This is a genomic window from Okeania sp. SIO2B9 (genome assembly GCF_010672505.1).
Lineage (GTDB): Bacteria > Cyanobacteriota > Cyanobacteriia > Cyanobacteriales > Microcoleaceae > Okeania > Okeania hirsuta.
Genome location: NZ_JAAHGK010001622.1, coordinates 1 through 1,408, shown reverse-complemented (window position 1 = coordinate 1,408; position 1,408 = coordinate 1). Strand labels below are relative to the sequence as shown.

The 1,408-nt window shown below is 36.6% G+C and carries 1 protein-coding gene; it reads left to right on the top strand.

What is annotated here, in order from left to right:
• Positions 1–470 precede the first annotated feature (470 nt).
• Positions 471–860, top strand: a complete 390-nt coding sequence (locus tag F6K13_RS33170; RefSeq protein ID WP_124147166.1) for a hypothetical protein — start codon at positions 471–473, stop codon at positions 858–860.
• Positions 861–1,408 lie beyond the last annotated feature (548 nt).

Below are 1,408 nucleotides of genomic sequence, written 5' to 3'. Positions count from 1 at the left end.
AGTTGCATATATTTGAGTTATACAGATAAAAATTTGAGAAGGATATTGTTCAGCAAACAAAAAGGTTTTTGACAGAAATTTTTACAACATAAACCATATTACACGATCCTTGTAATGAATATTGTCGATGATCGACAAGGTTTAAAAATACTTTTGTCGATTATTGCGTATGTCGCAATAATACAAAATAATACAAAAAGATTTCAAAATTGGTGATTCATTAAAGAGCGATCATTCTCTCTTTTATTGCGTATGTCGCAATAATACAAAATAATACAAAAAGATTTCAAAATTGGTGATTCATTAAAGAGCGATCATTCTCTCTTTTATTGCGTATGTCGCAATAATACAAAATAATACAATTGGTGATTCATTAAAGAGCGATCGTGTCAAAACCTTAGAAGCAAATATCTGTCAAGACAAGAACCCCTACCTCAAATCATTGTCAGTAAATAGGATAAAACAACTCTATGATTTCCATAAAAAAACTATCCATAGCTTGCCTAGGAGCAACAACTATCGCTTTAGCAATAAACAAACCAGCAAGCGCTAGCGTCTTTTTCAACTCCGATACAGGTCACTACTACGAATATGTTCCAGGTGAATATACTTGGAACCAAGCAAAAGCTAGTGCTGAAACTCGCTCTTATAATGGTTGGCAGAGATATCTGATAACCATCACCTCTGAAGCAGAACACAACTTTATTATTTCCAACATCGGTATACCCACAGAGCATTTCTCTGCACAAGCAGGTGGATGGTTAGGTGCAAATGACACAGCAACAGAGGGGACTTGGCAATGGGTAACCAGTCCGGAAGCGGGAACAGTCTTTTGGCAGAACGGCACACCAAACCATTGAGGGCGTATTCGACTACAGGAAACCCCATGGAGGAGGCTTAAACCTTAGCGAAATGAGATTAAATTTTGCCGACGGTTCCACAGAATTTGCCAACCTAGTTGCTGATTTCACGACCCTCGGAAACATAGTCAAGGTAAAATATTTTATCTCCTAAAGGTCAACCTATTTTTAAATAAAATTCACTCAATTAAATAAATTGGGTGTTATACCAATTTGGAAAAAGATTGTTACAAATAATAAGAGCAATTAAAAGACTTTATAGGAGATGTCCACTGGACTAAAAATATAAATTCCGACCTAATAAATGGTATTAAAGCTATTTATTCTGACTCCTGACTTTAGGAAATTTATCACTTAAAGAGCAATCAAATTGAAGAAGGAGACAGGAGACAGCTATACTGGAGACAGGAGGAAAATTACATGGGGATAGTCAACGAAGGGCCGCTCCGCGTCTACGCTCCCCCAAGTAATTTTGAACACCCCCGTTGACGGTGGGGTATTAAACCCACAAAGAAAATGATAATAATGATACCAAAATACAGCTACCT

Excerpts from the sequence above, each read along its gene's own strand:
- F6K13_RS33170 (WP_124147166.1), top strand. The coding sequence starts at position 471 with ATGATTTCCATAAAAAAACTATCCATAGCTTGCCTAGGAGCAACAACT.